Annotated in this window: 5 protein-coding genes; all 5 read left to right on the top strand. The window is 63.0% G+C overall.

Going from position 1 to position 3,913, the window contains the following annotated elements; genetic code table 11:
* Positions 1 to 967: RHS repeat-associated core domain-containing protein (locus VAE54_RS12065; protein ID WP_322802219.1), on the top strand; the 967-nt coding region annotated here is incomplete at its 5' end.
* Between the two features lie 14 nt (positions 968 to 981).
* Positions 982 to 1,233, top strand: coding sequence for a hypothetical protein (locus tag VAE54_RS12060; RefSeq protein ID WP_322802218.1), 252 nt, complete (start codon positions 982 to 984; stop codon positions 1,231 to 1,233).
* A gap of 138 nt (positions 1,234 to 1,371) precedes the next feature.
* On the top strand, positions 1,372 to 2,688 hold the full coding sequence (locus VAE54_RS12055; protein WP_322802217.1) for an RHS repeat-associated core domain-containing protein: 1,317 nt from the start codon (positions 1,372 to 1,374) through the stop codon (positions 2,686 to 2,688).
* A gap of 12 nt (positions 2,689 to 2,700) precedes the next feature.
* Positions 2,701 to 3,621: a hypothetical protein gene (locus VAE54_RS12050; protein WP_322802216.1), complete on the top strand. Its 921-nt coding sequence runs from the start codon at positions 2,701 to 2,703 to the stop codon at positions 3,619 to 3,621.
* A 10-nt stretch (positions 3,622 to 3,631) separates the two neighbouring features.
* On the top strand, positions 3,632 to 3,913 hold a 282-nt coding region (locus tag VAE54_RS14665), incomplete at its 3' end, for an RHS repeat-associated core domain-containing protein (protein WP_416223805.1).

Raw genomic sequence — 3,913 nt, 5'->3', positions numbered from 1 at the left:
CGGCCTCTTCCCCACCGACCGCCGCTTCACCGGCCAGCGGTGGGAGACGTCCCTCAGGCTCTACGATGACCAAGCCCGCTTCTACGACCCCGCCCTGGGCCGCTTCCTGCAACCCGATCCCTTGGTGCCCGAGCCAGGGAACCCGCAGGCGCTCAACCGGTATGCCTATGTCTACAACAACCCCTTGCGCTACACCGACCCCAGCGGGCACGTCCCGGTCATCCTGGTGATGATGGGGATCGGCGCCGCCACCGGAGCGCTGATCAACTACGGCTTCCAGGTCGCGGCGAACATCAGCCAGAACGGCCTCACCGTCCAGGCCTTCACCCACGTAAACTGGGCTTCGGTGGGAGCCAGTGCCCTCGCCGGAGCTGTGGGTGGGGCCACCTTCTACGGGGCCAGCGCCGTGTTCGCAGCGGCAACGGGGGCCACGGGGATCGGCCTGGGGAATATGGCCCTTTCGGGAGCCTTAAGCGGAGCGCTATCCGGGCAGGTAGAGCGGGCAACGGCGAACGTGTTGGAGGGGAGGCCAGTGGGAGAGGGGTTAGGGAAACCGGAGGATATCCTGTTGGAGGCGGCTCTCGGAGGCGGGATGGCTTTTGCGGGAGGGGGGGTGGATCGGGCAATGATGGCGGCTCGCTTCCCGGGGTATTACACCCGCTATGTGGGAGAGGGGGAGATCGCTGCCATCCAGCAAACCGGCCTACTCCGCGGCGGAAGGCCCGGAGAAACTTACTTCACCATTGATCACTATGCCTCCCGCTCTCGAGCAGCCCATCGGTTATCTCTTAAGCATATCCCCGATTACGCGGTAGACTTCGAAATCCTTAATTCCCCATCCGTAATCGGACCCGAGCGAATCGCTCCAAAATGGTATACAACTGGCTTCCGTGAGGGATGGGGAATTCAATATCGGACATGGGATCCCGTGCAAGTTCGGGTTTTACGCCTCCGTCGTCTTGAGTGAACCAGGGAGAAGAGATGAAGCGTATCCGAGCGGAATTTGTCATCAGTGAGCCCTACGAGGAATTCGAGATCCTTTATGGTTGGGTATCCCCACCGCTGATTTGGAAGCCTTGGGTCTTCTGGTTTGAGGCGGATAATGGGAGGCGCTTCTGGCTCCCAGGAGGAGCTTATCTTGCTTTCAAATGGAAAAAGCAAATTTCCTCCCCGTTCGGGAAACCTGGAGATTTTCGATTTGCCGGAATATGCACTCTTCGTAAATTGGAATGAACGATACGTTGTCAGCTCCAAAGGGCTTGGCATGCTGCCTGGGTCAAAAGCGATACAGGCTGCTCCTGGCAGCTGCTTTCTGGGGGCGACGGCACCACCCTGGGATATGATGGGAACGGGAACGTCCTCACCCGCACCGTGGGCGGTGCCGAGTGGCGCTACGGCTACGACCCCGAGAACCGCCTGGCGGAGGTCTGGCGGGGCGCCGAGCGGGTGGCTTCCTTCCGCTACGACGCCGAAGGAAACCGGGGGGTCCGGGAGGTGGCGGGCCTCCGCACCGTGGCCGTGGACGACGGCTACGAAGTGCGGGGCGGCCTGGGGCGGAAGGTCTACCGCCTGGGGGGCGAGGCGGTGGCCGTGCGAGAGGGAAGCGCCGTCTACGCGGTGGTGGGGGATCACCTGGGGAGCGTCACGGCGCTGGCCCAGGGCGGGAGTATCGCAGGGGCCACGCGCTATCTCCCCTATGGCGCCATCCGGGGGGAGAGCGGCCTCTTCCCCACCGACCGCCGCTTCACCGGCCAGCGGTGGGAAGCAAGCCTGGGCCTGTATGATTACCGGGCCCGCTTCTACGACCCCGCCCTGGGCCGCTTCCTGCAACTCGATCCCCTGGTGCCCGAGCCGGGGAACCCGCAGGCGCTCAACCGGTATGCCTATGTCTACAACAACCCCTTGCGCTACACCGACCCCAGCGGGCATTGCCCCTGGTGCCTCGCCATCGGATTGGGAGCCCTGATCGGCGCGGGGGTGAGCTACGGCGTCCAGGTGGCCGCGAACATCCGCCAGAACGGCCTCACCGTCCAGGCTTTCACGAACGTCAACTGGGCCGTCGTGGGGGCTGGAGCCGTGGCCGGGGCAGTCGGCGGAGCCACCTTCGGCCTGGGCACGGCCGTGCTGGGAACTGGACTGGCGGGCACGGTAGCGGCAGGTGCCCTCAGCGGGGCGGCAGCCGGGCAGGCGGCCCGGACCACCGAAAACATCCTTAGCGGTCAAGCGATCGGGGAAGGCCTGGGAGATCCCGGAGATCTCCTGCGGGACGCAGCAATCGGCGGGGCGCTGGCCGGCGTGGGCTATGGGGTGGGGCGGCTGGCACCGCCGGCAACGGCGGAGGCGGCCGGGAGCCTGGAGCCCCCGATGCTGCGAGCGGGACGCCTGGCCCACCAGCGGTTAGGAGTCAGATATCTAGAGGGGATTCCCCCGGAGCAGCGGCCCTTCGTGGATATCGATCAAACCTTCGTGGACCTGACCGGCCGGCGCTTCCGCCCCGATGTCGTCAACCACGCCACCGGCGAGGTGGTGGAATTCAAACCCCAAAGCTGGTTAAAAGATGCGAAATTAAAAGCTAAAGCGGAAAACCAGGCAAAGAGTTATGCAGCTCGCTTGAACGAGCTATATGGGGACTTACGCCGGTTGGAGGGACTGCCGGAATACTGGTGGCGGGTGGAGTATTATCGCTGAGGAGGCTACCCGATGGGAGAAATCCGGGCCGTAGGAATGGTGATCTACACCTACGAGAGGCTGGAGGAGCGACTGGATCCCCTATGGGATTGGCTGCACCGCGTGGAACAGTGGGCTAACCGCTCTTATGCGGAATTCAACTTCGCTTCTCGAGCCAGGGAGTCGCTACGAGTCTGGAAAGCCACCTCCCAGAATCGGGAGAAACTCTACCAGCGATTGCAAACAGAGCAACCCTGGTCTGAAATTCTGTTCGGATGGCCAAGAGGAGCGTTGAGGGATGAGACTATTTTAAAGCAAGGCTTATTCGTTGCTATCAAATCTCGTCCCCAACCGGAGCGGGGGATGGAAAGCTATCGCACCCCCTCCTATGTTTATCTGCAAGCTCATCCAGATGTGATCCAAGCAAGCACAGGAGGCGTGGAGGGATTTGTGAGGCTGGGAATAGCGGCCTGGGAGATTGTAGAAGGCGTATACGGCTTCATCGATGTGGAAACCGGTATCCCCCTCCAGGATGATATTTTTCGCAACGCCATCCATCTCTTTGACAGCACAGTGCCCCCGGAATATCACCGGGAGTTCCGGGCGTGGCAGGAGCTGATGCCTAAGCTGGACAAACGGGTCTGGAAGGCCTTCTGGGGCAACTTCCTGGGAGCGGAACATCTGCGTCAGCTGGGCGGTATCCAGGAACTGCGGCGCGCCGATCCCCTTTACCAGCTGCGGCCAGAATACCTGGCGCAGGCCTACCAGCAGGGGAAAGAGCTCCTCCGCGCCAGTAAGAGCTATGTCGGCTGGTATGAGCTGGCCGGAGGCGGGATGCTGCTGACACTTTCCGCTTCACCCCTGGAGTGGTTTGAAAAGGAGGTTCAGGAACGGCGCGAGCGGCTGCAAGCGGTGCTGGCGCCCATCGCACTGTCGGTGACACCAGAGGAATAAGCGCCCAGGGATCGTTGCCTTCTTCCCCACCGACCGCCGCTTCACCGGCCAGCGGTGGGAGGGGGCGCTGGGCCTGTATGACTACAACGCCCGCTTCTATGATCCGGCCCTGGGCCGCTTCCTGCAGCCGGATCCATTGGTGCCGGGGGGCTATCCCCCCCAAAGGGGGACGGGGGGTGCCCGAGCCGAGGGACTCCAAGCGCCGAAACGGATGGGGGGCTACGCGGGAGCCGGTTCGATCCGATGCACCTTCAATAGGTTCGTATGGCCTGGGCGGCCGAAGGGGACGCCG

Origin of the sequence: Thermoflexus sp. (genome assembly GCF_034432235.1) — a bacterium.
Classification (GTDB): domain Bacteria; phylum Chloroflexota; class Anaerolineae; order Thermoflexales; family Thermoflexaceae; genus Thermoflexus.
This window is presented reverse-complemented; position numbering and strand designations above follow the sequence as displayed.